This window comes from Enterococcus sp. AAFC-DPL-5146 (assembly GCF_058216635.1).
In genome coordinates, this window is sequence record NZ_CM177103.1 from 1,553,062 (window position 1) to 1,579,531 (window position 26,470).

Annotated in this window: 28 protein-coding genes and 1 pseudogene; 1 reads left to right on the forward strand and 28 read right to left on the reverse strand. The window is 35.3% G+C overall.

Annotation, left to right across the window (positions count from 1 at the left end; genetic code table 11):
* Positions 1-31: 31 nt before the first annotated feature.
* The 5 genes and pseudogenes from AC4BB2_RS06935 to AC4BB2_RS06955 form a co-directional block, all read right to left on the reverse strand.
* A complete protein-coding gene (locus AC4BB2_RS06935; protein WP_490472239.1) occupies positions 32-274 on the reverse strand; it encodes a DUF896 family protein in 243 nt (80 codons plus the stop codon).
* Between the two features lie 362 nt (positions 275-636).
* Positions 637-1,488 carry an aldo/keto reductase gene (locus tag AC4BB2_RS06940; protein ID WP_490472240.1) on the reverse strand — a complete coding sequence of 284 codons (852 nt, stop codon included), beginning with the start codon at positions 1,486-1,488 and terminating at the stop codon, positions 637-639.
* A 23-nt stretch (positions 1,489-1,511) separates the two neighbouring features.
* Entirely contained in the window at positions 1,512-1,940 is a 429-nt protein-coding gene (locus AC4BB2_RS06945) for a MerR family transcriptional regulator (RefSeq protein WP_490472241.1), read from the reverse strand.
* Between the two features lie 14 nt (positions 1,941-1,954).
* Entirely contained in the window at positions 1,955-2,536 is a 582-nt protein-coding gene (locus AC4BB2_RS06950) for a histidine phosphatase family protein (RefSeq protein ID WP_490472242.1), read from the reverse strand.
* Between the two features lie 95 nt (positions 2,537-2,631).
* Positions 2,632-3,594 (reverse strand): annotated as a pseudogene (locus AC4BB2_RS06955) (IS30 family transposase).
* Positions 3,595-3,792: 198 nt separating this feature from the next.
* Here AC4BB2_RS06955 and lexA point away from each other — a divergent pair.
* Positions 3,793-4,413, forward strand: coding sequence for a transcriptional repressor LexA (gene lexA / locus AC4BB2_RS06960; RefSeq protein ID WP_490472243.1), 621 nt, complete (start codon positions 3,793-3,795; stop codon positions 4,411-4,413).
* Between the two features lie 78 nt (positions 4,414-4,491).
* Here lexA and AC4BB2_RS06965 read toward each other — a convergent pair whose 3' ends face one another.
* The 23 genes from AC4BB2_RS06965 to AC4BB2_RS07075 all read right to left on the reverse strand — a co-directional run bounded on the left by AC4BB2_RS06965 (position 4,492) and on the right by AC4BB2_RS07075 (position 26,418).
* A complete protein-coding gene (locus AC4BB2_RS06965) occupies positions 4,492-4,992 on the reverse strand; it encodes a dihydrofolate reductase (RefSeq protein WP_490472244.1) in 501 nt (166 codons plus the stop codon).
* Between the two features lie 18 nt (positions 4,993-5,010).
* On the reverse strand, positions 5,011-5,958 hold the full coding sequence (locus tag AC4BB2_RS06970; RefSeq protein WP_490472245.1) for a thymidylate synthase: 948 nt from the start codon (positions 5,956-5,958) through the stop codon (positions 5,011-5,013).
* A 12-nt stretch (positions 5,959-5,970) separates the two neighbouring features.
* Positions 5,971-7,857, reverse strand: coding sequence for an ABC-F family ATP-binding cassette domain-containing protein (locus tag AC4BB2_RS06975; RefSeq protein WP_490472246.1), 1,887 nt, complete (start codon positions 7,855-7,857; stop codon positions 5,971-5,973).
* A 65-nt stretch (positions 7,858-7,922) separates the two neighbouring features.
* Positions 7,923-9,977 (reverse strand): cation:proton antiporter, encoded by a 2,055-nt coding sequence (locus AC4BB2_RS06980; RefSeq protein ID WP_490472247.1) that lies wholly within the window; start codon positions 9,975-9,977, stop codon positions 7,923-7,925.
* 20 nt (positions 9,978-9,997) lie between these two features.
* On the reverse strand, positions 9,998-10,276 hold the full coding sequence (locus AC4BB2_RS06985; protein WP_490472248.1) for a hypothetical protein: 279 nt from the start codon (positions 10,274-10,276) through the stop codon (positions 9,998-10,000).
* Between the two features lie 169 nt (positions 10,277-10,445).
* Positions 10,446-10,937 carry a hypothetical protein gene (locus AC4BB2_RS06990; protein ID WP_490472249.1) on the reverse strand — a complete coding sequence of 164 codons (492 nt, stop codon included), beginning with the start codon at positions 10,935-10,937 and terminating at the stop codon, positions 10,446-10,448.
* A 48-nt stretch (positions 10,938-10,985) separates the two neighbouring features.
* Positions 10,986-11,177: a hypothetical protein gene (locus tag AC4BB2_RS06995; protein WP_490472250.1), complete on the reverse strand. Its 192-nt coding sequence runs from the start codon at positions 11,175-11,177 to the stop codon at positions 10,986-10,988.
* A gap of 227 nt (positions 11,178-11,404) precedes the next feature.
* The gene (locus AC4BB2_RS07000) at positions 11,405-12,253 is read right to left on the reverse strand and encodes a DegV family protein (protein WP_490472251.1); all 849 of its coding nucleotides are present in this window, start codon (positions 12,251-12,253) and stop codon (positions 11,405-11,407) included.
* A gap of 75 nt (positions 12,254-12,328) precedes the next feature.
* The gene (locus tag AC4BB2_RS07005) at positions 12,329-13,477 is read right to left on the reverse strand and encodes an LCP family protein (protein ID WP_490472252.1); all 1,149 of its coding nucleotides are present in this window, start codon (positions 13,475-13,477) and stop codon (positions 12,329-12,331) included.
* Between the two features lie 111 nt (positions 13,478-13,588).
* Positions 13,589-14,437 carry a prephenate dehydratase gene (gene pheA / locus AC4BB2_RS07010; RefSeq protein ID WP_490472253.1) on the reverse strand — a complete coding sequence of 283 codons (849 nt, stop codon included), beginning with the start codon at positions 14,435-14,437 and terminating at the stop codon, positions 13,589-13,591.
* A gap of 12 nt (positions 14,438-14,449) precedes the next feature.
* Positions 14,450-14,950, reverse strand: coding sequence for a shikimate kinase (locus AC4BB2_RS07015; protein WP_490472254.1), 501 nt, complete (start codon positions 14,948-14,950; stop codon positions 14,450-14,452).
* A 14-nt stretch (positions 14,951-14,964) separates the two neighbouring features.
* Positions 14,965-16,248 carry a 3-phosphoshikimate 1-carboxyvinyltransferase gene (aroA, locus tag AC4BB2_RS07020; protein ID WP_490472255.1) on the reverse strand — a complete coding sequence of 428 codons (1,284 nt, stop codon included), beginning with the start codon at positions 16,246-16,248 and terminating at the stop codon, positions 14,965-14,967.
* A gap of 96 nt (positions 16,249-16,344) precedes the next feature.
* Positions 16,345-17,442: a prephenate dehydrogenase gene (locus AC4BB2_RS07025; RefSeq protein WP_490472256.1), complete on the reverse strand. Its 1,098-nt coding sequence runs from the start codon at positions 17,440-17,442 to the stop codon at positions 16,345-16,347.
* Positions 17,443-17,470: 28 nt separating this feature from the next.
* Positions 17,471-18,637, reverse strand: a complete 1,167-nt coding sequence (gene aroC / locus AC4BB2_RS07030; RefSeq protein ID WP_490472257.1) for a chorismate synthase — start codon at positions 18,635-18,637, stop codon at positions 17,471-17,473.
* Between the two features lie 11 nt (positions 18,638-18,648).
* Positions 18,649-19,710, reverse strand: a complete 1,062-nt coding sequence (gene aroB / locus AC4BB2_RS07035) for a 3-dehydroquinate synthase (protein WP_490472258.1) — start codon at positions 19,708-19,710, stop codon at positions 18,649-18,651.
* A gap of 39 nt (positions 19,711-19,749) precedes the next feature.
* Entirely contained in the window at positions 19,750-20,772 is a 1,023-nt protein-coding gene (gene aroF, locus AC4BB2_RS07040; protein ID WP_490472259.1) for a 3-deoxy-7-phosphoheptulonate synthase, read from the reverse strand.
* Positions 20,773-20,796: 24 nt separating this feature from the next.
* Positions 20,797-21,666 (reverse strand): shikimate dehydrogenase, encoded by an 870-nt coding sequence (aroE, locus tag AC4BB2_RS07045; protein WP_490472260.1) that lies wholly within the window; start codon positions 21,664-21,666, stop codon positions 20,797-20,799.
* 431 nt (positions 21,667-22,097) lie between these two features.
* On the reverse strand, positions 22,098-23,087 hold the full coding sequence (locus tag AC4BB2_RS07050; RefSeq protein ID WP_490472261.1) for an NAD(P)H-quinone oxidoreductase: 990 nt from the start codon (positions 23,085-23,087) through the stop codon (positions 22,098-22,100).
* A gap of 82 nt (positions 23,088-23,169) precedes the next feature.
* Positions 23,170-23,622 carry a hypothetical protein gene (locus AC4BB2_RS07055; protein WP_490472262.1) on the reverse strand — a complete coding sequence of 151 codons (453 nt, stop codon included), beginning with the start codon at positions 23,620-23,622 and terminating at the stop codon, positions 23,170-23,172.
* A gap of 82 nt (positions 23,623-23,704) precedes the next feature.
* Complete coding sequence (locus tag AC4BB2_RS07060; protein WP_490472263.1) at positions 23,705-24,076, reverse strand: thioesterase family protein; 372 nt, start codon at positions 24,074-24,076, stop codon at positions 23,705-23,707.
* Positions 24,077-24,081: 5 nt separating this feature from the next.
* Positions 24,082-25,293, reverse strand: coding sequence for a CCA tRNA nucleotidyltransferase (locus AC4BB2_RS07065; RefSeq protein ID WP_490472264.1), 1,212 nt, complete (start codon positions 25,291-25,293; stop codon positions 24,082-24,084).
* Positions 25,290-26,078, reverse strand: a complete 789-nt coding sequence (dapB, locus tag AC4BB2_RS07070; RefSeq protein WP_490472265.1) for a 4-hydroxy-tetrahydrodipicolinate reductase — start codon at positions 26,076-26,078, stop codon at positions 25,290-25,292. Before dapB ends, AC4BB2_RS07065 begins: the two co-directional genes overlap by 4 nt.
* Positions 26,071-26,418 (reverse strand): nucleotide pyrophosphohydrolase, encoded by a 348-nt coding sequence (locus tag AC4BB2_RS07075; RefSeq protein ID WP_490472266.1) that lies wholly within the window; start codon positions 26,416-26,418, stop codon positions 26,071-26,073. Before AC4BB2_RS07075 ends, dapB begins: the two co-directional genes overlap by 8 nt.
* Positions 26,419-26,470: the final 52 nt, after the last annotated feature.

The window sequence follows — 26,470 nt, forward strand, 5'->3', positions numbered from 1 at the left end:
AAGCAATTACTTTTAGTAAAAATAACTAAAATTATTCTCGATTATGCAATCCTTTAGCTTTTTGAATCTCTTTTAATTTTTCTGGAGTGACATCATTTCCTTTTGGATCAACAACTTTCATCCCTTCAATATGATGACGCATTCCTCCTCGAAAAGCAGCTAAGTATTCTTGCCGAAGAATATTTTGTTCTTCTTTTTCTTTCTCAGTTAACGAAGTTTCTTTTGCTTTTTTTGCAAGTTCATTTATTCGGCTCATTTTTTCTCTTGATAACATGCTTATCCCCCTTAAATTTTAAAACGCTAAATTTTTTCTACAAAACTAGACAAAAACATAATAATATACGAGCCAAACAAGTTTGTTTAACAAAACCTGTTTACTTTCCATGTCTATCTTATAAGATGGGCTTGAAAAACACAACTATATTCTTGATAAAAAAGAAAAACAATCTGTTATTCTTACGTAATCATTTTCTGATTAAGGCATAAAAAAAGTTTAACTATATTTTCCACTAAAATTGTCTAATTAAATGCAACACTTGTGAGATAATATAAAAATTTATTGCTATTAAGACCCTTTCTATAAAAAAATAGCCGCACTTTTGAATTAGATTCTCAAAGAGTGCGACTGTTCTTTTTTTATTTATCCAGCTTTCTACTGGCCATCCACTTAATCATTTTTGGGTCTGCATGAGAGAAAAATTGGCTTCCTCCTTCATTCAAGCTCGCAATTTTTTGCTTATCATCATCAGATAAAGAAAAGTCAAAAACATTCAAATTTTCAGCCATTCGTTCTGGTTTTATTGATTTAGCTAGAACGACAATCTCTTGTTCTAGCAACCAGCGAATGATTACTTGTGCCACTGTCTTATTATACTTATTTCCAATACTCATAAGAAGTTCATTTTTAAAAATATTATTTTTGCCTTCAGCAAAAGGAGCCCACGCTTCTGGAAAAATGCCTTCTTCCTTTAACGCTTGAATATTTTTAACTTGTTGATTGAACGGGTTGATTTCTATTTGATTTACCTGCGGAGTTATCTTATTAAACTCTGCTAGATCTACCGCTCGATCAACAGCAAAATTAGATACACCTATTGCTCTGATTTTTCCGTCAGCTTGTAATTCTTCCATCGCATGCCAAGCACCGTATATATCGTTGTAAGGTTGGTGTAATAACAATAAATCTATATAGTTCATTCCTAAACGATCAAGAGATTCTTGAAACGATTTCATAACACCGTCATAAGATACATTTTCAACCCAAATTTTAGTAGTAACAAACAGCTTGTCACGTGAAATACCTGACTTAGTAATACCTTGGCCAACAGCTTCTTCGTTCATATAAGATTGCGCAGTATCGATATGACGATAGCCGGCTTTAATAGCCTCATAAACTGCTTCTTCCGCCTCTTTCGGATCTGTTATCTGATATGTACCAAAGCCCAACACAGGAATATTCACTCCATTATTAAGTTTAATTGTTTGCATTATTTATTTCCTCCATTTCATTATTAGTTGTCTTTGTTCATATGCTTCATTGTCCAAAGCTCCTCAATATCATCATCAGACATATTTCCAGCTCTAAATTTTGCGATATGTTCATCATAAGTTGTAATTTTATATTGCAGCAGCTTACGAACTTGTGCAAGTTCGTCGATTTTTTCATCTAACTCTTTTAACTGATCTTTAAGAATATCCTTTTGAGCGAGTCGCTCATCACCTTCCATTTGAGAGAGTGTGGCAAATTCGATTAATGACTCAATAGATAACCTAGCATTTCTTAAACTTTTAGCTAGAAAAACCCAATTCAAATCTCGTTTTGTAAATATACGATAGCCGTTCTTGTCCCGTTTAATAGGAGGAATCACTCCTACACGTTCATAATACCGAATAGTCTCAACTGTTAAATTGAACATATCCGCCACTTGTTTTATGTTCATTCCAATAAACTCCTTTACTCTAGCATGGAGAAATCATGATTAATGATTTCTTTTAAATAGAATGTGTCATTCTCAAAATCAAACTTCAAAATACAACAATTTCCGATTCGCTCTTCTTGATCTACGGTACTTGCGTGTTGCCATTCTCGCATAAATTGCCGACAAGAAGCCCCGTGTGAGACCCCTAAAATAATTTCTCCTGAAGTCTGTTTCATAATTGTAAATAAACTAGAAGAAACTCTTTCTCGAAATTTTTGTTCACTTTCTCCGCCATATGTAACAAAGAAGTCCCCATATGGAAGTGGCGGGTTTAAATATTCATGTTCAGCTTCTAAATCACCAAAATTCCATTCTTTAAGTTCTTTTATTCGACTATAAGAAATATCTGTAACTAATTCCAAAGTATCGCACGTACGCTCAGAAGTAGACGAATACGCATCATCAAAAACAATATTTTTATCTTTGAAATAGTTCCTTGCAATGATCGCCTGTTCCTTTCCTTTTGATGTAAGAGGAGAGTCACACCAACCTTGAATTTTTTTCTGTCGATTGAATAGTGTTTCGCCGTGTCTCATCAAATATAATGTTTTCATCATAGCACCAACTACTTTCCTAAAGAGTTTTTTCATGCACACTTATCATAAACCCTGAAGTTCACTTTATAGCAAGAGAAAAATATATCTAACCAGTATTATTGAATTAAGCATAATGATTTATCATAAAATATCTCATAAGACGTTCTCCAGTTTAAACATTTTCTAGGACGATTATTTAATTTATGAATGACTGATTCAATATACTCTTCTGAAACAGGTGACATGTCTGTACGTTTTGGTAAGTACTCACGTATCAATCCATTTGTATTCTCATTTGTTCCAAGTTTCCATGGAGACCAAGGATCTGCAAAATAGCATTCTATACCACATAATCTACTGAAGTACTTATATTTTGCAAATTCTGATCCTCTGTCTGGCGTAATAGTTTTGCGTTGTTTCCTGTTTAGAGGCGATAATAATTTTACAATCATATCTCTTACACAAATTGAATCATTATTAGAAATTCTCCCCGCTAACAAGAATCGAGATTTTCAATCAACCAGTGTGACCAGACATGATTTTTCTCAGCGTCCTAATACAGTATCTGCCTCCCAATGTCAAAATTCTTCTCTAGTCTCAGCTTTTGTCGGATGTTCATGAATCGTTTTCATATCAGTAAATCTTCCACAACGATCACCGATTCTTTTATTCACTGATTTTCTTCCTTTTCGTCTTAACATTTTTCGTGCTCTAGGACTTCCTACAGGAAATCCTTCATCAAATAGACCATTGTAAATAGTAGGGTAACTGATAACAGATTCATTATTCTCTAAGTTAATTCTATTCGCTATCTGTTCTGGAGACCATTGGGCTTAAAAAAGTAGCTTACGAATGATTTCCTTATACGGTGACTGTTCCAAGATTCTCTTTCTTTCGCATTTCTGCTTGTTCTTATGATACGATTTTTGTGCTAGAGAAGGCGAATATGCTCTAAACTTTGTAGTATTCCTCTTAAGTTCCCTCATAACAGTTGAAAGACTTCTTTTGATTAAGCACCCAATTCTACGAATAATAAAACCAAAACCATGATAAGGAAAGATCATTTCCCACTCACGTATAGTAAGTTGTGTATCAAGTCATAGCTGAATACCTCCTAGTTGATATAATTCGTCAACACCATTATAACAGGCTTTTTCACCTTTGATTTTTAGTGTTGCACTTAAATTATATGTTCTAGCAAAAAATACGAACGCTTGTTTGATTCCTTTGGAAAACTATGGTACACTAAAATTATAAATCGAAAGAAGGTGCGGGTTTTGGTGAAACGTACAGATACAAGGCAAATAGAAGTACTAAAATATATATACGAACAAGTTGAACTAAAGGGCTATCCTCCGACCGTTCGGGAAATTGGAAAAGCCGTTGATCTTTCGTCAACATCCACTGTTCATGGTCATTTGGCACGTTTGGAGAAAAAAGGATTGATTTTACGCGACCCGACAAAACCAAGAGCTATCGAACTAACTGCAGAAGGTTTAGAAAAAATCGGTGTTCGACCGACGATTATTCCAATGTTAGGTGTAGTTACAGCCGGTGAACCTATCTTAGCTGTTGAAGAAGCATCTGACTTTTTCCCTCTTCCTCCTGATTTAAAATCAGAAGAAAATGCCTTGTTTATGTTAACAATTCGAGGTGAGAGTATGATTAATGCGGGAATATTAGATGGTGATCAAGTTATTGTTCGAAAACAAAGTAATGCATCTAATGGAGATATCGTTATCGCGATGACTGATGAGGACGAAGCTACATGTAAACGATTCTTCAAAGAAATCGATCATATTCGTTTACAACCTGAAAACGACGCTTTAGACCCTATTATTTTAAGTAATGTGAGCATTTTAGGCAAAGTTGTTGGATTATATCGCAATCATATTTAAAACAGCAAAAAACATACTATTAACTAGTATGTTTTTTTAGTAGTTCAATTATTATAATTAAGTATCTTGTCAAATTATTTACTCTGCTGAAACTTTTCGTTGGTATGTTTCAAACTGATAAGCATAAGGATTTTGTTCATCCTGCTCTCCTTCACTTAAGTTGATCATTGTCCAATCATCCCAAGAAACAGTTGGAAACTTCGTATCCCCTTCAAAAACATGATGGATAACCGTTCGATATAACACATCACAATGAGGTAAAAAATCCTCATACACTGCTGAACCTCCAGCAATAAATGTAATACCAGAAAATGATTTTGCATAGTCAAGCACTTCATTTATAGTGTGAAGCACACTAACTCCTTCTGCCTGATAGTCTTTATCTCTCGTCATCACAATTGTTTGACGATTCGGCAATGGACGGCTTCCCATTCCTTCAAAAGTCTTTCTCCCCATAACGATTGTATTGTCTTCAGTCATTTGTTTAAAAAATTTCAAATCATTTGGCAAATGCCAAGGTAACCGATTTTCTTTACCGATTGTTCCTTGTTCATCTTGTGCCCATATGGCTGCTAACATTAGGAAACTCCTTTCAAATTATACGGCAATCGGTGCCTTAATTGCTGGATGCGGGTCATAACCTTCAATGACAATATCTTCCATGTCAAAATCAAAAACAGACTGTTTTTCTTGATTCAATTTTAAAGTAGGAAATGGTCGACTCTCTCTAGAAAGCTGTTCATTCATTTGATCGATATGGTTGGTATATAAATGAGCATCTCCTATGGTATGGACAAAATCTCCTACTTCCAACCCAGTTTCATGTGCGATTAAATGTGTTAATAATGCATAACTAGCAATATTAAATGGCACACCTAGAAAAACATCTCCACTACGTTGATACAACTGGCAACTTAGTTTACCATCATTTACGTAAAATTGAAACATCGTATGACAAGGCGGCAACGCCATAGAAGGAACATCTTCAGGATTCCAAGCTGAAACAATCAAACGACGTGAATCAGGTGTTTTTTTAATCATATCGATTACATTTTTTAATTGATCTATAAAATGCCCCTCTTTTGTTTCCCAGTGGCGCCACTGAGCACCATAGATATTTCCTAACTCACCATACTTACTGGCAAAATCTTCATCTGTCAAAATTTTATCACAAAACTCTTTATGCTCTTTTTCATAACTCTCTTTGAACACTTCGTCTGCCAGAACCCGACGACCAAAATCTGTCATATCCGGTCCCTGATAATCAGGACTTTTTATATAGCGCTCAAAAGCCCATTCATCCCAAATATGATTATTATGTTGTAATAGATAACGAATATTAGTATCCCCTTTTAAAAACCATAGCAGTTCACTTTTAATTAAACCAAAAGGAACTCTTTTCGTCGTTAAAAGCGGGAATCCTTCTGATAAATCAAAACGCATTTGATGACCAAAAATACTGCGTGTTCCTGTACCTGTTCGGTCTTCTTTCAAGTGACCTTCCCCTAAAATTTTGCGGCCTAATGCTAAGTATGCTTCTTCCATAGTTATTGCCTCCTAATTTTCTGCATATTCGCTCAAATATTCCCAACGTTCCATTTTTTCTTCTAATTCTTGCTCCACAGTTGATAATTCAGTTTGAAGTTGCTGTAGCTTAGTAAAATCATCACCTTGATGATTCATTTCTTCTGTCAGCTTTGCTGCTTGTTCTTCAAGTTGTCCAATATCTGTCTCAATGGTTGCCCATTCTTTTTGCTCCATGTAAGTCAATTTGGTTTTTTCTTTTTTCTCAACTGGTTGTACCGACTTTGTATCGGTTTTGACCGTTCTTTTTGACTGCTCTTTATTGAGTGTCAAGTATTCACTCATCGAACCGAAATAAGTAGTTATTTGGCCTTCACCTTGAAAAACAAGTAATTTATCCATAGTTTTATCCAGAAAATAACGATCATGAGAGACAGCAATCACTGCGCCTCTAAAGGTTTGGATATAATCTTCCAGAATCGTTAAGGTGTCGATATCTAAGTCGTTTGTGGGTTCGTCCAATAATAACACATTTGGTTGACTGATTAACAATTTTAATAAATACAAGCGACGCTTCTCTCCACCAGAAAGTTTACCAATAATTGTTCCATGCATAAAACGAGGGAAAAGAAATTGTTCTAATAATTCAGCAACACTGATACTGGTGCCGTCTGTACGTTGTACTTGTTCAGCAGCTTCCTGTAAATAAGAAATCATTCTTTGGTTTGGATCCATCGCTTCATTTTGTTGTGTATAGTAAGCTAAACGCACTGTTTCTCCAATCGAATAAATACCACTTTCAAGTGTCAAACGACCAGCCAAAATATTTAACAAGGTGGATTTCCCAGCACCGTTTTTTCCAGTAATCCCTATTCGATCTTTTGCTTGAATTAGAATATCAAAGTTCTTTAGAATCGTTTTATGTTCAATCGTATAGTTTCCATCTTTGATCTCTAATACTTTTTTTCCTAATCTTTGAGTAGCTACATCTATTTCCAATTGATTTTTTTGATTCACTTGATGGAGATTTTCTTTCAGATCGTGAAAGCGGTCTTGCCTTGCTTGCTGTTTTGTCCCTCTAGCTTGGACTCCAGCACGCATCCACTCTAATTCTTGTTTGTATAACTGTTTTCGTTTATCTTCTTGTTCAAGCTCCACACGTTCACGCTCAGCTTTCGCTAAGATATAAGCTTCATAGTTTCCTTTGTATTCATGTAGTTTACCAAAAGATAGCTCAAAAATCCGATTTGCTACCCGATCTAAAAAGTAGCGATCATGCGTAACCATCAAAATCGCCCCTCGATAGCTGTTTAAATAGCCTTCTAACCAACTGATTGCTTCGTAGTCTAAATGGTTGGTAGGTTCATCCAAAAGTAATAGATCAGGGGATTCAATCAGCACCTGGGCCAAACTAACACGTTTTTTTTGACCGCCTGATAATTCACCGATTTTTTTATGCAAGGTATCAATTCCAAGTTTTTGCAAAATGATTTTAGCATCTGTATCTGCTGTCCAGGCATCTTCTTTATTCATTCGCTCTTCTGCTTGAGCGTATTGTTTTTGAGCTAATTCGCTTAGGCCATCTTCAGTTAACGCTAGTAACGCCAATTCGTAATTTTTTACAGCTTGAATAATCGGTGTCTCACCTTGGAACAATGCTTCAACAACTGTTAATCTAGGATCAAATTCTTGGTCTTGCGAAAGATAACCTATTTGGTAATCGTTGGGTTGCAAGATAGCGTTAATATCGCCATCACCACTATCTTTACCAGCTAGAATATTCAATAAGCTGGTTTTCCCTGTTCCGTTTGTACCAATCAAACCAATTCGTTCTTTATCATGGATGTGAAAAGAAATATGGTCAAATAAGGTTTTCTCCCCATATGTCTTCGTTAACTCACTCACTTTTAATTCTTTCATATGTTCACGCCCTTTTCATCCTGCTTATTGTATCAAAAAATTACAAAAAAAAGAAGCGAGTTTCCTTACTCAGCTTCTTTTTTTAGCTCTCTTGTCAGTTTCCGTAATGGAATAGTGTTAGAAGTATCATTGATTGAATAAGATTCTAACAAATTAACATTTTTTCTATATTCATTTGCTTCGAAAGAAGATATTTTTTCTGAACGTTCATATTCATCAATCATTTTTCGTTCTTCTTGATACCCAATCAACAATTCTTTTACATAATTAGATTGAGAACGAACAATAAATGAATCAATAAACGTTCCATCTTCCAGTCTTTGAGCAAATTGTAAACGCCCTTCGATAAAGAATTGAATAATTTCATCATCATAAACACCTTTTAGATTATCCAAACTTTTCAAAATCACTTCTGTGTTTTGCAAAAATACTTGCCGAACATTTTCTAGCTCTTCTTTTTGAAATTCGCGTCTATTTTCTTCATCTTTTTTTGCCAATAACATTTTAGGATGTACAAAAAATGCAATAATTTGTCGAACAAAAAGGAGCCAAAAACCAATAATAGACAATAATTGTCGAACAATAGAACGTTCCATTCTAGAAATCAATCGCTCATATAAACGATACCCTTCTATGCCAATTTCTTTTTGACGAAAACTTTCTTCCAACCCATCTCGTTCAATAGAAACAATCAGTGCACGAAGTTCTTGAACTTCTTGCCGCTGATCTGATGGCAATTGATCTGTATATAACTCTTTCACGCGATCTTGATAGTTTTCAATCACAACATTCATTTCTACATGTGGATCGTTTTTATTGATTTTTTTTAGATGCTCGATAACCTCTTGGAGTAAAGTAATCCCTTGAACATTGATGCTTTCTGCTTCATCAGATTCAGTTAAAAAAGGCAACACAAGAATCCCACCTACTAAAGTAACTAAAATCACACAAGCTGTGATAAACAAAAGTAAAGATCGTTCAGGAAAGTTCTGTCCATTGATAGTTAGAGGTAAAATAAAAATAGTAGCCAAACTCACTGTCCCTTTGACTCCTGCAAAAGTCAAAATCAACATTTCATTCATTGATTGCCAAATATTCTTTAATCCATTTTTTACACTATAAATTAAGACAATAGATAAAAAGCGCGCAACAAATAATGTAACACTTAATATCATAACAACCACCATTAAGAAACTGTTAGAGTAGGTTTGGCTGTTCCAAATGGGAGAGAAAACTAGCGATAATTCAATTCCTAAAAACAGAAATACCAACGCATTTAGCGTAAACGTAATTGTTCCCCAAGTAATTTCAGAAACACTTGATAATTCGGCTTCAAATAGTGAAACTTTCTTAAAACTAGCCGCTTGCATAACACCTGCTACAACAGCTGCAATAATCCCTGAAACATGGAACACTTCAGCAACCATGTATGCCAAAAATGGCAATAATAATTCTAATAATAAATAACCGGTTACATCTCTTGCTGAAGCTTTTTCTAGGACCATAACTATTTGCCGTTTGATCATTACTAAAACAGCTCCAACAATGGCCCCGCCAATACTTGAAAAAATTAATGTAACTCCAGCATCTGTCGCTGAAAATGTACCAGTTAGTAGCGCCGCCAATGCAAATTGAAACGCTGTAACGCCGGAAGCATCATTAATGAGAGCTTCTCCTTCTAAAATGTGCATCGCTTTAGGTGGAATCTGGATTTTCCCAGATAAAGAACCTACTGCTACTGCATCTGTAGGCCCCAATGCTGCTCCTAATGCAAAACAAGCAGCGATCGGTAATGCCGGAATAATCATATGTAACGCCCAACCAACACTTACAAGCGTAATTAAAACACCGATAAAAGCTAAAAATAAAATCACACTAAAATTTTTCATAGTAGCAGAAATATCATTTCGTTGTCCTTCACGGAAAAGTAATGGTGCAATAATCATTACTAGAAATATTTCTGGTTCAAAAGTTATTTCTCGACCGATGTCCGTCAATCCAATTAAGATACCAACAATGATTTGAACAATCGGTAATGGTATAATCGGAACAATCCGATTGAATACATTAGAAAACGTTATAGCAAATACAAAAACAATAATTAAATACACAAACCCCATCTTGTATCCCCCTTTATTAATTATTGATCTATCTGTTTACCTAAATATCGTAATAATTTTTCTTTCTTACAGCTTATTTTTTTTTCGAGTAGTCCGAGTTCTTTTTCCTTGTCGCATAGCTCTAACTGAGCACGACGAGCTTCTAATCTTAGTAATTCTGATTTGACTAATTCAATCTTTTTGTAATTCAAAAAGTTTCTCTTTTTTATATGACGTTCCCATTCTGCCTTCTTTTCTGGTGGCAACTCTTTATACTTCTCACGCAATTCTGCAACTCGTTGCTCTATTTCTTTATTCACAACATTACTTCCTTTCAGAAATTCTCTGACACATTATAGCAAACAGTTGAAGAAATACCTACTAAATTTTACTATTCTTTAAAAAAATCTTTTTGAATTTAACTTTTAACTCCCAATCATCAATAAAAAACGAAAGTAAAGAGTGCTTTTACTCCTTCATTCTCGTTTTTTACTTACTTTCATCATCTTCGTCAAACAAAATATTGATTTCAGTTTCTTCGTTCAAGCGCTCAGAAAGGAACGCCAACAGATCTTCTAATGGTATAGAAAATTTCATCATGGGACCTCTGCGTCCATTTTTAAAATAATTCAGCCTAATTTCTTTATGTTTAAGTAATAAAGCCATCTTTTCAACATCCTGATACATAACACCATTCTTATCAAATGGCCCTAAAATGATTCGATCATCTGATAAACCTTTTGTATCCAATAAAAAACTTAGCATAAGTAAAACTGAAAGAATTCCCCGAACTCTTTGATCACTTGTTTGTTCAGAAAATAAAGTAGTTATTAAGGCAATTACACTAAGCCCGATAACTAAAACATAAAAAAGAGGTCTCCTTACACTTCTAATCAAAATACTTTTTCTTACTAAGCTTAAGTAAACATAAATAAGCACGACAAAAATAGTGAGTAGTACCGTAAAAAATTCTATACCCAAAATGTTCTCCTTTTACGAAATAAGTCTGTCTAAACTGACGATTGATAGCTATTCTTTTTTATTTAATTCTGTTAATTGCTGATTAATTTTTTTTATTTTATCTTTGCAAGCCAATATGTCGCGAATCATCTTATCTCTTTTGTCTCCAAGTGGCAAACGGTTAACTACTTGGTAATATGCAGCGAGCAGTTGAACTTGCTTCATTTTTTCTTTTTGTAAACGTTCTTCAATTAAATTCATCCACTCGCCCTCCTTTTTCTTTAAGTATACCTTACTTTTAAAGGGAAATGACTATTGAATCGTTATTTTTTTCGATTTTCAACAAAAAAAGTATGATTTATTTGTTATTGTAACATACTATTTATTTTCTGGTGAACGTTACGAGCCTTTTATAAAGTCGACTTATAAAAAACAAAATTGAGGATGAAACAAAACTATTTTTAGTTTTGTTTCATCCTCTTCTTAGTTTACTGGGCACAAATGCAAAGGGCAATTGCTTTCTCACCTAAATGAGTTCCAATAACAGGATTAAAATGACCAATTTCAATAATTGCATTAGGATATTTTTCTTCAAGTTTTGCTTTCTCTTGTTCTGCAACAGCTAAATTATTGGCGTGAATAACATATAGTTTGACGGGTCGACCAATTTCTTTGTCTCTTTTACCAATAATCTCTTCTGCACGAGCGAAAGCTTTTTTAGTTGAACGAATTTTTTCAAATAAAACAATTTTTCCATCTTCGAAAGTTAGAATAGGTTTAATCTTCAATAATCCGGCAATTAAAGCTGCACCATTTGTCAGTCTTCCACCACGAACTAGGTTATTTAAATCTTCAACAATTAAATACGCATATGTATTATCTCTAATAACATCTAATTTAGTGAAGATTTCTTCCAAACTAGCTTCTTCTTTAACTAAATCTAATGCTGACTCTACCATATGACCCATTGGTACACTTGTAATTTTAGAATCGTATGGGTACAATGTAACACCTTTTATTGAATCAGTTAATGAAAATAACGTGTTAACAAAACCCGAAATACCTGACGAAAGATGAATACTGATAATCGTATCATAACCTTTAGCAGAAATTCCTTCGTACAATTCAATAACCTCTCCTAGAGCAGGTTGAGAAGTTGTTGGAAACTCATTACTATGATTCAACAAGCTGTAATATTCATCAGCTTCGATATCGATTCCTTCATTATATATCTTACCATCTAAAATAACCGGGATGGGAATAACAAATAGATTGGGCGAATTTTTGATTCGCTCAGGTAAATAAGCTGTACTATCTGTCACAATAGCAATTTTCATTTTGTAACCTCGTTTCACTAATTTTACACGGTAATATAAATATAGCATAAATCAATATAGATTTAAATAAAATACTTATTGCCCTAGGAAGTTTTGAACTGATGAACGATTCGTATCTAGATCAATTTGAAGTACACTACCCGCATAATAAACGTCTTCATTGCTCCAAGATCCTTCAACTGGAACAGTTAGTCGCTCAACCCCGCTACCACCTTTTAGCATCATTGATGGACCATTTTTCAGCATAAATGATGTAGGAATATCCGTTGATATGTAACCAACTAGACGTCCTAAAGATTCTGGTGTACGAATCAAAGCTAAAGGATTTTTTAATTGTCCTATAACGGCATTCATGACTTGCTGTTGACGGCGCACACGTCCGAAGTCTCCCTCTTCATCTTTTCTGAAACGTGCATATTGCAAAAGTGTATGTCCATCCATTTTCTGAACGCCTTTGGCAATGTCCACACCATCTAAATTCAAGTCTTTTTCAGCATCAATTTTGACACCACCAGGAAACATCGAATCCACAATTTTTTCAAATGATTGAAAATCAACTTTTGCATAATATTTCGTTTGAATATTGAAATTTTCAGCTAATGTTTGGCGAACTAATTCCGCTCCACCTAATGCATATGCGGCATTGATCTTATTCGCATCATATCCAGGAATATCAACGAATGTATCCCGCATAAACGAAATTAGCTTAGGTTTTTTCGAAGGTCCGTCCAATTGTAATACCATAATAGTATCCGCTCGACCAGCATCTTCTCCTCTTGTATCGCTACCTAAAATTAAAATATTATTCGCACCATTCGCGCTTTTCACACCATTAAAAGTCTGGATTGCTTCTTTAGGTAATGAATTATCATTTTCAGCATAAGACTTCCCTTTAAAAAAGAACCCGACCGCTAAAACAATCAATAAAATTAAAAATAAAAGAATTCTTTTAGGCCAACTGAACCGTCTTTTTCTTTTTGGTTTTTTTGGTTTTTTTTCCTTTTTTGAAAAATGTTTATTTTTCTCCTCGGGATTAGCTTGTTCAAATCTCTGTCTTGGATCGCCGCCCATTGGTTCTTGATATTGATTAGGTTCTTGTTCTTGATAATAGCTATTTCTAGGTTCTTCAGAATAATTTTTTTCTTTTCTAGGATTAAATCCATTTTTTTCTTCTACTGGTTTGGCACTATCATGTATATGTTTATAACGATCCACACGGCTCATTATGTCCACCTCTCTTCAATTAACAACATTTATAAGCATACCTTATTTTGCTGAAAATTCCTATTTATATCGCTAAAATTTAATAAAAAATAAAAAGACCTTTTCAGATCTTTATACTCCGTTTATTGGATGAATAGCGTAGTTTCCAAATATTTTTACTGCCCCTCCCATTAAACGTATCTCTTCCAATGCATTATCAATCAATTGTTGTGGTTTTTGAACATTGATATCAATTAAAAAGAAATATTCACCTAATGTTGTTTTAAGTGGTCTTGATTCAATTTTACTTAAATCGATATCCCGCCAACTAAATACAGATAGCGCTTTGTGTAAAGCTCCTGGTATATTATTAGGCATTGTCAAAGCAATCGTCAACTTCTTATCTTCTGATTTAATTGGGAGATCAACCTTTTCAGCGCCCAACACCCAAAAACGAGTCTGATTGATTGCTACATCTTGGATGTTTTCTCCAACAATTGATAGATCATAAGTCTGTGCAGAAAGTTTCGGTGCAATTGCTGCAATCTTTTGATCTGGATTGCTAGCAACAAAATTTGCTGCATAAGCAGTTGATGGTGTCGCTTCTAGTTCAGCCATTGGAAAATACGTACGAATGAAATCTTGTGATTGTGCTAATGCTTGAGGATGAGATAAAATTTTTGTTGTTTTCTGCCATGTATCTTGATTGTTTTTAGCTACCATCAATTGTTGGTAAATAGGCAATACAATTTCTGCTCCAACTGGAATACTTGTTTGATGAAACAAATAATCAACTGTAGTATTCACAGACCCTTCAATTGTATTTTCGATTGGTACAACACCTAAATCAACTTCGCCGAATTCAACCCCTTTAATACAGGCAGGAATTGAATGATAGGAAACAAGCTCATCATTTGGAAACGCAGTTTTGGTTGCATTATGAGTAAAAGATGCTTCTGGACCTAAAAAACCGACTCTCATTGGCTCACCTACTTATATATTCTCTAAAATTTCGTCCACAATTTCTTCTGGCGTACGATTGTCTGTATCAACGACCAAACTGGCACTTTCTTTATAAAAAGGAATTCTCGGTTCAAAAACTTGTCTGATCTCTTCAGGAGACTTTGAGACAACTAAAGGTCTGACTGTTGTATGATCATGTTTCAATCTTGGAATGAACACTTCTGGTTTTGTTTGTAAATAAACGACTGGCGCCATTTGTTTTAAAAGGTTTCGATTCTCTGGTCTCATAACAATGCCGCCACCTGTTGATACAACCTGATCGTGATCTAGATAGCGTTTCAAGACATTTGTTTCTCTTTCACGGAATGCTTCTTCTCCATGCAAATCAAAATATTCTTGAATAGTCATGCCAATTTCTTCAACGATTTTATCATCAAAATCGATATGCTCCATACCTGTTTTTTCTGAAAGGAGTTTCCCAATAGTTGTTTTCCCTGCTCCCATAAAGCCAATTAAAATAATCCCCTTCATTCTTCTTCCTCCGTTTATCGATATAATTTGTTTAGATCATCAAAAAAGGGTGGATAAGAAACAGAAATCGCCTCTGCTTTATCTAATTTGACTGATCCATCTTTGACTAAAAGAGCAGCAATTTGGAGCATCATGCCAATACGGTGATCACCATAGCTCGTAACGTTTGCACCATGCAATGGTGTTTTTCCATGAATAATCAACCCATCTTCAGTTGGTTCGATAGCAGCACCCATTTTATTTAATTCATTAGCCACAGCATCAATTCGATTAGTTTCTTTGACTTTCAACTCTTCAGCATCACGAATAATTGTAGTTCCTTGCGCTTGAGTTGCTAATAAAGCAATGATTGGTAACTCATCAATCAACCTAGGAATAATCTCACCACTAATTTCAATACCTGTTAATTCACTGGTTTCGATAGTTAATGTTCCTGCTTTATTTTCTTTGCTGCCAGTTTCTTGAATGCTTAGTTTCCCACCCATTTGTTGGATAACATCAATTATACCTGTACGGGTTGGATTTAAGCCAACATTATTCAAAATAATTTGACTATCCGGAATGATGGAACCTGCTGCAAGAAAGAACGCTGCCGAAGAAATATCTCCTGGTACAATGACTTCTTGGCCTATTAATTTCTGTGGACCTTTAATCCGGATTTCTTTACCTGCTACAGTGATTTCACCGCCAAACTGACGAATCATATCTTCTGTATGATCTCTTGTCTTCTCTTTTTCTATAATAACAGACTCTCCTTGAGCTTGTATCGCCGCAAAAAGAATGGCTGATTTGACTTGTGCACTAGCAACAGGCATCTGATAATTGATAGGTAATAAACTCTCTGTCCCCGTTACTGTCAGTGGCGGGAATTCTGTTCCATCATGCCCAGAACAGACAGCTCCCATTTGATTGATTGGTACCATCACTCGATTCATCGGCCGCTTTACAATTGAATGATCGCCAAATAATTCAGTAGTAAAAGACGTCCCCGCTAAAATCCCCATAATCAAACGAATCGTGGTTCCTGAATTTCCCACATCAATAGCTTTTTTTGACGGTTTTAATCCAGAGACCCCCGTTCCGTGAACCGTAATGATTTTGCCATCATCTTCTATTTTCACACCTAAATCTTGAAATGCTTTCAATGTACTTAAACAATCGTCCCCACGCAAGAAGTTTTTAATCGTTGTTTTCCCTTCGGCAATAGCGCCGAACATGATGCTTCTATGAGAAATCGATTTGTCACTAGGAATGTCGATCATTCCCTTTAAACCAACTTTATTGATTACTAATTCCAAAAAATCCCTCCTAAATTTAAAAGCGGAGTGGGCTTCTTCAGCTCTTGTTTCGAAGAACTGGCCCACAAAGCTAGATACCAGATTTATAACAACGTTCTATTTTTCATAACATAAATAATCCGTTTGTTTTTCAATGGTTTCCTTAGCTTTTTTTAAATCTTCTTCACGTTTAAATGTTAATTGTAAAATGCCATAAATATCTTCCCGTGTTTCAAGAATTTTTAAGTTAATCAGTGATACCCTCGCATTTCCAAGTAATCCTGTGACTTCAGCTATAACACCTGGGACATCTGGAACGTCTACAAACAAGTCATGAAATGCTGGAATTGCCCCTTCTTTATGAACAGGCATTTGATTACGCGTTTCTTTTGCCTCATAGAAAAATTGAAAAATAGCTTCTTTATTTTCAGTTTGAATCCATGATGAAACTTGTTCCATTTCAGCTTGCCACGAATCCATTAATTCCAACAACGCCTCTTTATTGCTTAATAAAATATCCGTCCACATCTGGGGATCTGATGAAGCAATTCGAGTAATATCACGAAATCCACCAGCTGCTAGTTGACGAGACCGGGGATGTTTTTCATTAAACATTTTACTTTGATTGACTAAGCCTGCAGCAATAACATGAGGTAAGTGGCTGAGCATTCCTGTAATTTGATCGTGTTCTTCCCCAGTTAGAACGACAAATTTTGCTCTAGTGCCTTCTAATAATTTTTTTAATTCACTAACTTGTGATTGTTTCTTTGTATCAGATGAAGTTAAGATATAGTAGGCATTTTCAAATAAGTTTTCATCTGCTGCAGTGACACCAGACTTATGCGATCCAGCCATTGGATGTCCGCCAATAAACGTTTTTAAACCAGCCTTTTCAGCAGTATCTATGATCTCACTTTTCGTACTGCCTACATCTGAAATAATCACATCTTTTTTTAACGGCAATTCCCCAAGGATTTTTATTTGTCCTAACACGCTTTTTACAGGTGTACACAAGAGAATCACGTCTGCTTGTACTGCCGATGTTTCTAAAGATAATCCTCTTTGATCAATGATCTGTCTTTTTAAAGCAAATTCTTCAGAAGTATCCAATTCATCTATTCCAATAATTGTCACTAATGGATGTTCTTTCTTTATACAAAGTGCTAATGAACTGCCAATTAAACCTAAGCCGACAATTAATACCTTTTTTTTCATTACACGCCACTCTCCATTTATATTTTTCTTAAAACGTTTGAGTATAGCGACGATAAGCTTTTACTTCTGCTTTCATTTGTTCAAAAGCATCACTGCCGAATTTCTCTAACATCGCTTGCGCGACTTCTGTTGCTACAACAGCTTCACAAACTACACTAGCGGCTGGAACAGCTGTACTATCAGAACGTTCAACACTTGCTTTAAAAGGTTCTTTTGTATCAATATTCACACTTTGCAAAGGTTTATATAAAGTCGGAATAGGTTTCATTACCCCTCTAACAATGATTGGCATTCCATTTGTCATACCGCCTTCGAAACCACCTAAGTTGTTTGATGTCCTAGTGTACCCCGTTGTTTCATTCCAAATGATTTCGTCCATCACTTGACTACCAGGCTTGAATCCCATTTCAAAACCAATACCAAATTCAACACCTTTAAATGCGTTAATACTTGTTACAGCTTGCGCGATTTTTGCATCTAACTTACGATCCCACTGAACGTAACTACCTAGACCAATTGGTACACCGCCTACAATAACTTCTACGACACCACCAATGGTATCTCCATTTTTCTTTGTTTGATCAATCAAACTGCGCATTTCATCTTCCACTGATGGATCCAATACTCGAACATCTGAATTTTCTGAACGTTCTTTAATTTCTTTAACGGTTAAATTCTCTGGAATTACAGCTTTTATTCCGCCTAAGACAGCCACATGTCCAGCAACTTCGATATCTAATTCTTTCAATAATTTTTTAGCAACAGCACCAATAGCTACACGCATAGTCGTTTCTCGAGCAGATGAACGCTCTAATACATTTCTAAGATCATCATGCTGATACTTGATACCACCAACTAAGTCTGCATGTCCTGGACGCGGTTTATTTAGACGACGAATTTTCTTCTCTTTTTCTGTAACTTCTTCGATAGACATAACAGATGTCCAGTTTTTCCAGTCTTTATTTTCAACAACTAGTGTAACTGGTGAGCCTAATGTTTTTCCATGACGAATCCCAGATGTGATTCTTACTTGGTCTTTTTCAATCAGCATTCTTCCGCCTCGACCATATCCACCTTGTCTTCTAGCCAATTCTAAATTAATATCTTCTGGCGATAAAGGCATACCTGCTGGCAAACCTTCTATAATTGCTGTTAGTTCTGGTCCGTGTGATTCTCCCGCAGTAATAAAACGCATATAAATTCCCCCTAGTCTAAATAACTCTTCATTTCTTCAATTGGAATACGGACAATTTTTGCCTCACCTATTGATTCTAGTAAAATAATATTGATTTCTTCGCCTCGCGCTTTTTTATCATGCGTCAATGCAGTATATAATTGCTCTTGGTTCCAACAATCAGACGTAATTGGCAAATGAAATTTTTTAATCATTTTATTTAACTGTCTCGTCGTTCCGGTTGGTGTTAATTTCTTTTCTTCTGCAACTCTAGTGATTTGGCTCATCCCAATCGCTACTCCTTCACCATGAGTCAAAATTCCATAACCAGCAGTATTTTCCAAAGCATGTCCTATTGTGTGCCCAAAGTTAAGAAGTAAGCGAACACCATTATCCAGTTCATCTTCTTCAACTACTTTACGTTTGATTTGACAACATGCTGCAATAATCTCTGCCGCATTTGTCAATAAATCATGCTCATCCTTTAACTCATCCAATCTATACCACAAATTTTTATCTGCAATTGCAGCAGATTTGATGATTTCAGCAATCCCTTCACGAACTCTTCTTAATTCTAATGTATTCAATGTATCAGGATCAATCAACACGCCATCTGGTTGGGCGAATGTCCCCACTAAATTTTTCGCTTTTGTCGTATTAACACCTGTTTTCCCGCCAATGCTGCTATCTACTTGAGCTAATAATGTAGTTGGAACTTGTAAAAAATGAACACCTCGCATGTATGTTGAAGCAACAAAACCAGCTAAATCGCCAACAACACCACCGCCTAAAGCAATTATCCCATCACTTCTTGTCAAACCTTCATCTGCTAGAAAATCATAAATTTCAGCAGCTACAGATAAACTTTTACTTTGTTCTCCTGCTTCTATCACAAAAAGTGATGGATCAAATCCAGCCTCTTTCAAACGTTCTTCAACTTGATTGCCATATAAAGGTGCTACATTTGTATCTGTTATGATTACAATTTTTTGTGGTGACCATAACTCTTTCGCCCATTGACCAATATTGGCCAAAATTCCTTTTTCAATAATCAAATCATAAGAATGATTGGGTAAAGTTACCGTGAGTTCCATTTGATTCAACCCCCATTTTTTGACATTTTTAATTTAATTTTATGCTAAAGCGTTAATTTCTTTCATTGCTTTTTCAATGATGTGTACTTCTTCCATCATACGTAAGTACGTCTTTTCGTTAAGTGATTGAGGACCATCAGACCATGCATTGATTGGATCCGGATGGATTTCAACAATTAAACCATCGGCTCCTGCAGCAACACCTGCTCGTGCCATTGAAGGAACAAGATCCCAGATTCCTACCCCATGACTTGGGTCAACAATGATCGGAAAATGACTTAATTTTTTAATTAGTGGAACGGCACTTAGATCTAGTGTATTTCGAGTAGCTGTTTCGTAAGTGCGGATGCCTCGTTCAATAAAAATCACATTGAAATTTCCTTGTGCAGCAATATATTCTGCCGCATTTAACCACTCATCAATTGTACCAGAAATACCGCGTTTTAATCCAATGGGTTTGCCAGTTTTTCCAACAGCTTGTAATAATTTAAAGTTTTGCATGTTTCTAGCACCAATTTGCAAAATATCGCTGTATTCTGCAATCATATCAATGTGTGCTTCATCCATTACTTCTGTGATTACTTTCATGTCAAATTCATCTGCCGCTTGACGAATGTACTTTAATCCTTCTTCTTCCAGTCCCTGAAAAGCGTACGGAGATGTTCTTGGTTTAAACGCTCCACCACGTAAAATTGTTGCACCACCTGCTTTAGCTATTCTGGCGCATTCACGAATTTGATCTAACCCTTCTATTGAACAGGGTCCTGCCATCATTGTCATACTACCATCACCTATTTTCACGCCATCCACATCAACAATTGTGTTTTCTGGATGAAATTCACGACTCGTTAGTTTGTAGGTCAATGAAATTCTAACTGCATTTTCAACACCATCGTAACTATTGAATGCCACATCTTGCATTTTTCTTGTATCACCAACCAAACCAATGATTGTTTGTTCCTTGCCCTCACTTAGATGAACTTCTAGTCCTTCTTTTTTTACTCGCTCGATTACTGTATTGATTTGTGCTTTGGTTGCTTCTGATTTCATAATTACGATCATTGTTTTTCTCTCCCTAGATAAATATTAGTTGTTTTCAATAATTGGTTTAACGATTTCTATTGGCATTTCTTGTCCTGTCCATTTTTCAAAAGCAGCAGCACCTTGATATAACAACATGCCAAGCCCGTTGTTTGTTTTAGCCCCACGCAAACGAGCTTGCTTTAAAAATTCTGTTTCTCGTGGTGTATAAATCACATCGCATACAGCTAAATCAGGACGAATAATTGAAAAATCTTGAATCGGTGTTTCTGATTCTAATGGCTTCATACCAACACCCGTTGCATTTAGTAATAAGGCACTTTCAGATACATCTTTTGCCAATTCATTCTGATCTGCTAAGTCATGTAAAGTAATAACACATTCTGTATTATCAGAGATGTATGCTAATTTTTTCTTGATATTATCATAAAAATCATCTTTTCGGTTATAGACAGTAATTTCTTTTACACCGTCTAAAGCGGCTTGTACAATAATCGCTGTGGCTGCTCCACCTGCACCAATAATCGTCATTTTTTTTCCTATGATAGTTACATCAATATCTTCCAAACTTCTCATAAATCCTGTACCATCAGTATTATGACCCGTTAATTTACCACCTTCATTGGTGATGGTATTGACCGCTCCTATCAAACGAGCAGCTTCACTCAACTCATCCATATAATCAACAGCTAAAATTTTATTTGGCATTGATAAGTTTGCGCCCAACATTTCTAGATTTCTAATTGAATCAATAGCTTGCGCGAGCCCTTGCGTTCCAACCTCAAAAGCAAGGTATACGGCATCAATACCTAATGCTTGAAACGCTGTATTATGAATCATTGGTGAAACGCTGTGACGGATTGGTGTAGCAAATAATGCGGCTAATCTTGTGTGACCTGTGATCTTATTTTCCATCTTAATTCCTCCTAAAACTTGATTTTATTTCAAACAAAAAAGGTATTCACGTAAATTTTAGAAAAATCTACAGTGAACACCTCACAAAAAATAGGTAATATAAAAGCCACTATAGATTTACTCATCTACGCGGCTGAAAGTCATCTCAAAATCCCCTAGCCATCATAGATACAAACTTGCTAGTCTGCATCCATAATGTTCATGAATACAAACTCATCTAAAATAGCTAAAGTAATAATTATTCAGTTGTATTTGGTTATGTTTCATGGTTGTCATTATGACTCACTCCGTAACTGATTATTTAAGAATTGTTATCAGTATATACCTACGTATACATGGTGTCAACTTATTTTTCTTAATATCATATGAAATTCTTTCGTTTATTCATATAAAACCTTGCGTACCAGTGCTTTTCATAGTTATTTTTTGTTTCAGACGACTCGACGATTTATTTTTAAAATGATTTTCCCTTTATTTTTGTTACTTTTCATAAATTGATGGGCTTGTTCCACTTCTTCCAAGTAAAAGGTTGAATCTATGATTGGTTTTATTTGACCTGTTTCAAACAATAGCTTAGTTTTTTCTGAAAATTCTTTTGTTAATTTAGCTTTATACTCATCACTTCTAGGTGTAAGTAATGTACCCTTAATTATTATTCTTTTTTCCAATAAACTCATTAAATTAACATCTTTTACAAGCGCACCTCCTAAAATCCCAATAAGTATTAAGTGGCTATCATAAGATAAACTTGCTATGTTTTTGTCCCAATAAGAAGCACCGATAAAATCTAAAATAACATTAACTCCCTCTCCAGCTGTTTCTTGCTGGATTCTCTCACTAAAATCTTCGTCATGATAATTAATCAGAACATCCGCTCCTAGTGTGCGACATAATTCAAGCTTCTCATTACTACCTGCTGTGACAAAAATTTTTGCTGAAGTAAGTTGTTTAGCTAATTGAATTGCTGCTGTTCCTACCCCGCTAGCTCCTGCATGTATAAGGACAGATTCTGTAGACTTTAGTTTTCCAAGCCAAAATAACGTTTGGTATGCAGTCAAAAATACTTCTGGAATTGCTGCTCCTTCTTCAAATGACAACCGTTCAGGTAAAGAGAGTGCATTACCAAGATTCATTACAGCATATTCAGCATAACCACCACCATTGACAAGCCCCATCACCCGACTTCCACTAGGAAAAAGTTCAGAATTGCTTTCTATCACAGTTCCAGAAACTTCAACACCTAAAATTGCATTTCCCTTAGGTAGTTTCCCAGTCGATTTTGCCATTAAATCTGTTCGATTAATTGCAGCAGCTTCTACTTTTACTAATAGCTGATTTGGATTTCTTATAGGTAACTCAGCCTTATTATTCAGCTGTAAAACTGCTTGATTTTCAATATATGATAGTTCAATCGCTCTCACTTTATCACCTCATCTTATAAACTTTAATGAAAAAACCGCAGAATCTTTCTAGAAAGATATCTACGGTCAAAACAGTGCTTTATTATAATTCTTCACCATATACATCGTCAACTGTTTGTTTAGGGTCAATTACGATATATAAACTTTTTGTTTTTTCACTGACTTTAGTAGATTGATAGATGTTATCTAAGCCTTCGTCAGTTTTGTCTTTGTATGGGAAGTAAACTAAATCTGGTGTACCAGTTTTGTATAAAATTTCCATACGTTCAATATCTTCATATTTTAAGGCACGAGCAAACATACCTAATTCAAGCCCACCAAGATTGATATCGTGTGTTTGTACGTGATCGCCTTCTTGAAAAATTTCAATTTTAAACCCTTCACATGGATGGATTTCCATAAATTCACTTCCATGAATACGGCCAAAGCTAGTTGTAATTTGTTTGATCCATAAATCACCGATGAAGCGACGACCAATCGTCCAAGTTTCACCATTTCTAAAATAAAATTTTAATCCGGTCATTTCTCTACTCATAATATAAGTCTCCTTATCTAAAATAATTTATACAAAGTTAAGTTTAGCATAACTTTTAACCTAGGTCACACTATTCGTCTTTTTACTTTGGAAGTGCTAATTTACTCAAAAAAACATCTGTTAAGATAACAGCTCTTTGATGAATACCAGTCGCTATGATCTGCTGACCATCTAAAACAGTAAAAGAAAAATTTATTTTGGATTTTTCTTGAGATTCTACTTTTACTTTTACGATAATATCAGCACCAACTTTAGAAGGTCTTAAATGTTTGGCTTCAATGATTGTACCTACACTTGATTCTTCTGGTGCTAATTCTTTGTGCAAGTATTCTTTCGCTGTATTTTCCACCATCGCAATCATAGATGGTGTAGCTAATACATCTAAATCACCGGAACCGATTTCTTTTGCTGTATCCTTTGATTCCACTACAAACTCTTTAGAAAACTCTTTCAAGATTATCACTCCTTATCAATCATTTCCTTTGCGAATGCAAGTATCACTTCTTTATCATTTGCTAGTTTGTTATTTACTACAGCTGATTCGATTGATTCAATCATCTCACCTAACCATTTACCTGGTTTTTTATCAAAATACTCTAATAAATCGTTTCCAGTAACGGCAAGTTCTTTTCTATCATGAATAGCCAAGCGTAAATAACAATCTCTTACATCTTCAAGTTTACTCTTTTGCCCATAATAAAACAATAGTTTTTCTACCGACAAAGCTGCGTCTAAACCTAAATCAAATAAGTCCTGTAATTGCCAGTCTTCTGTCAAGCGTTTATTCAATCCGTAAATTCGGTGTTGGACATCATGAATCATTTGATTCGATTGTTTCCATTTTTTCAAAAATCCACGAACGTCACTTTCTTTTAACTGCATTGTTTTCAGTAACAATGTCCAAGCTTCACTTTCTATTTGAATTTGTTGATTTGGAAGTTCAGAAAAAGTGAATAAAGCTTCCCCAAATGGACTTAACCCTGGGCAATATTGATAACATTCAGTCTCAATAAATGGCAACAATGCCGCTCGCCTATTTTTCCCCAATAACAGTTTGATAAATTCAACAGCAATTCGTTCAACAGATATTTTACCTAATAACGGGTGGAATTCCTGAATAGCAGCCAATGTATTTTCTTCGATTGTAAAATCTAATTGGCTAGCAAAACGCAATCCTCTCATCATTCGTAAGGCATCTTCATGAAAACGTTCTTTAGGATTGCCCACAGCTCGAATAATCTGTTGATCTAAGTCATCCATTCCATCAAAGAGATCAATAATATTGCCATCAACATCCATCGCTAATGCATTAATAGTAAAATCTCGTCGTTTCAGGTCTTCTTTTAATGATCGCACAAAAGTCACGGTATCAGGTCGTCTAAAATCTTGATAGGTTGACTCTGTTCTAAATGTAGTGATCTCATATTGTTCTTCACCCTCTAAAACCAAAACGGTCCCATGGTCGATTCCCACATCAATCGTCCTAGGAAAAATATGTTTGATTTCTTCTGGATAAGCACTGGTAGCTATATCAACATCATGAATCGGCTGATTTAATAAAGCATCACGAACACTACCGCCTACAAAATAAGCTTCAAACCCATGAGCTTGGATTTCTTTAAGCACACTTGCTGCTTTGGTAAATTCATCTGGTATCGTATCTAATTTCATAATAGATTTTCCAATCCATAGACTAATTTATCTAAATGAATGACCTTCTCACACCCCAAAGCAACACCTGTCATAAAGGAACTACGATCATAAGAATCATGTCTGATGGTCAATCCTTCTCCAACTCCGCCGAATTGCACTTGTTGGTGTGCAATCATACCAGGTAAACGAACACTGTGAATCTTCATCCCTTCAAAATCAGCACCGCGTGCGCCCTCCATCAATTCCTTTTCTTCTGGATGACCTTGATTTTTTTTCGAGCGAACTTCACTCATCATTTCAGCTGTTTTGATTGCAGTTCCGCTTGGCGCATCTAATTTATTGTCGTGGTGCAACTCGATAATTTCAACATCTGGAAAATATTCAGCTGCTTTTTGGGCAAACTGCATCATTAAAACCGCTCCAACAGCAAAATTGGGGGCAATCAAACCACCGACTTTTAATGCTTCTGAGCGAGCTGTTAATTCAGACAATTGCTCCTCTGTTAAACCTGTTGTTCCGACAACAGGTGAAATTTTATGTTCAATAGCAAAACGAGTATTTTCATATGCCACTGCTGGAATTGTGAAATCAATCCAAACATCTGGTTTCGAAGAAAGTACCTCTTCTTTGTTTTTAAAAATCGGAACATTAGTTGTTGAGTACTCTGCTAACTGATTGAGGTTTGTCTTTTCTTCAAATGGATCTAACACACCGACCAATTCAAATCCATCATGATTTAAAACCATATTGGTAGCAGTAGCGCCCATTTTCCCTTTAAAACCTGCGACTAGAATTTTAATCATTAGTCTGCCCGTCCTTTCGTTCAAACCGAAATTTATCTCGTTGGTTGAATTTATCCATATTTTTTTGAAATGCTTCGGTTAGATCTATATCCAATGAATTTGCCATAATCATCGTGACAAATAACACATCTCCAAGTTCTTCAGAAACAGTTTTTGGTTTTTCTTCTGCCTTCTTAGGCTTTTCACCGTAGTAATGATTGATTTCTCTAGCCAATTCACCTACTTCTTCTGTTAAACGTGCCATTTGGCTTAATGGAGAAAAATAACCTGTTTTAAATTGTTGGATATATGCATCTACTTCTTGCTGCATGGAAGTAAGCGATTGATTCTTGTCTTTCATTTTACCCCAACCTTTCTTACTAAACATCTTATCAAAAACTACGCAATCTGGA

What these genes read in the sequence shown, in the direction of transcription:
- AC4BB2_RS06970 (WP_490472245.1), bottom strand. Translation starts at nt 5,958, where the DNA reads ATGGAAGAAGCATACTTAGCATTAGGCCGCAAAATTTTAGGGGAAGGT.
- aroF (WP_490472259.1), bottom strand. Translation starts at nt 20,772, where the DNA reads ATGATCGTAATTATGAAATCAGAAGCAACCAAAGCACAAATCAATACA.
- AC4BB2_RS07055 (WP_490472262.1), bottom strand. Translation starts at nt 23,622, where the DNA reads ATGAGTAGAGAAATGACCGGATTAAAATTTTATTTTAGAAATGGTGAA.
- AC4BB2_RS06945 (WP_490472241.1), bottom strand. Translation starts at nt 1,940, where the DNA reads ATGAACATAAAACAAGTGGCGGATATGTTCAATTTAACAGTTGAGACT.
- AC4BB2_RS06975 (WP_490472246.1), bottom strand. Translation starts at nt 7,857, where the DNA reads ATGAAAGAATTAAAAGTGAGTGAGTTAACGAAGACATATGGGGAGAAA.
- aroB (WP_490472258.1), bottom strand. Translation starts at nt 19,710, where the DNA reads ATGGAACTCACGGTAACTTTACCCAATCATTCTTATGATTTGATTATT.
- AC4BB2_RS06940 (WP_490472240.1), bottom strand. Translation starts at nt 1,488, where the DNA reads ATGCAAACAATTAAACTTAATAATGGAGTGAATATTCCTGTGTTGGGC.
- AC4BB2_RS07015 (WP_490472254.1), bottom strand. Translation starts at nt 14,950, where the DNA reads ATGAAGGGGATTATTTTAATTGGCTTTATGGGAGCAGGGAAAACAACT.
- AC4BB2_RS06950 (WP_490472242.1), bottom strand. Translation starts at nt 2,536, where the DNA reads ATGATGAAAACATTATATTTGATGAGACACGGCGAAACACTATTCAAT.
- pheA (WP_490472253.1), bottom strand. Translation starts at nt 14,437, where the DNA reads ATGAGAGTCGGTTTTTTAGGTCCAGAAGCATCTTTTACTCATAATGCA.
- AC4BB2_RS07075 (WP_490472266.1), bottom strand. Translation starts at nt 26,418, where the DNA reads ATGAAAGACAAGAATCAATCGCTTACTTCCATGCAGCAAGAAGTAGAT.
- aroE (WP_490472260.1), bottom strand. Translation starts at nt 21,666, where the DNA reads ATGGAAAATAAGATCACAGGTCACACAAGATTAGCCGCATTATTTGCT.
- dapB (WP_490472265.1), bottom strand. Translation starts at nt 26,078, where the DNA reads ATGATTAAAATTCTAGTCGCAGGTTTTAAAGGGAAAATGGGCGCTACT.
- aroC (WP_490472257.1), bottom strand. Translation starts at nt 18,637, where the DNA reads ATGCGTTTTATTACTGCGGGAGAATCACACGGACCAGAACTAACAGCA.
- AC4BB2_RS07025 (WP_490472256.1), bottom strand. Translation starts at nt 17,442, where the DNA reads ATGAAAAAAAAGGTATTAATTGTCGGCTTAGGTTTAATTGGCAGTTCA.
- AC4BB2_RS06995 (WP_490472250.1), bottom strand. Translation starts at nt 11,177, where the DNA reads ATGAATTTAATTGAAGAACGTTTACAAAAAGAAAAAATGAAGCAAGTT.
- AC4BB2_RS06935 (WP_490472239.1), bottom strand. Translation starts at nt 274, where the DNA reads ATGTTATCAAGAGAAAAAATGAGCCGAATAAATGAACTTGCAAAAAAA.
- AC4BB2_RS07005 (WP_490472252.1), bottom strand. Translation starts at nt 13,477, where the DNA reads ATGAGCCGTGTGGATCGTTATAAACATATACATGATAGTGCCAAACCA.
- AC4BB2_RS06980 (WP_490472247.1), bottom strand. Translation starts at nt 9,977, where the DNA reads ATGGGGTTTGTGTATTTAATTATTGTTTTTGTATTTGCTATAACGTTT.
- AC4BB2_RS07065 (WP_490472264.1), bottom strand. Translation starts at nt 25,293, where the DNA reads ATGAAATTAGATACGATACCAGATGAATTTACCAAAGCAGCAAGTGTG.
- AC4BB2_RS07000 (WP_490472251.1), bottom strand. Translation starts at nt 12,253, where the DNA reads ATGAAAATTGCTATTGTGACAGATAGTACAGCTTATTTACCTGAGCGA.
- AC4BB2_RS06965 (WP_490472244.1), bottom strand. Translation starts at nt 4,992, where the DNA reads ATGTTAGCAGCCATATGGGCACAAGATGAACAAGGAACAATCGGTAAA.